General features: G+C 43.7%; 1 protein-coding gene. It reads right to left on the reverse strand.

Annotation, left to right across the window (positions count from 1 at the left end; genetic code table 11):
• The coding region (locus IV71_RS07655) for a RusA family crossover junction endodeoxyribonuclease (protein WP_010691835.1) at positions 1-362 on the reverse strand (362 nt) is incomplete at its 3' end.
• Between the last annotated feature and the right edge of the window lie 146 nt (positions 363-508).

Genomic DNA, 508 nt, shown 5'->3' on the forward strand with positions numbered 1-508 from the left:
CCGTTTAAGGCGTCCTCGGTACTCTTAATGTAGTTGCTAAGGTCTGGCTTCTTAAAGGGCAACAACTCGCCGTTAGTAACCATTTTGTGCTTAACCTTACTTAGTGACTTAGGTGGAAGAACATAGAATGTCACAGTCAATGCCAACGCGCCACTCAATGGTTCGAAGTAATTTACACTTTTCTCAAGATTGGCAAGGTAAGCCAACTGCTTTTTATATTCGACTGTCTTTTTCGGATCATACAAGAAGGGTTTCCGCCTCGTGTATGTCTTCGAGCGGTTATATTCACTCTTTATACCAATACGAGGCCGCTCTTGTTGCTGTGGCTTGATGTCAAACTCAATCTTGATTGTTTCCGCCATCTAATCCTCCCTGTTAAAATTCAAACCATCACGATTCACTAATCCTTGGGCCTCCAGCTCCCTGTAGTAGTCAGAAAAGCGCCCGTACATAATCATGAAACCACCGTCTATCTTATCAACTGACAACTGCTCCCAGTCATCGTCAA

It is taken from the genome of Fructobacillus fructosus KCTC 3544 (assembly GCF_001438695.1).
In the GTDB taxonomy this organism is placed as follows: domain Bacteria; phylum Bacillota; class Bacilli; order Lactobacillales; family Lactobacillaceae; genus Fructobacillus; species Fructobacillus fructosus.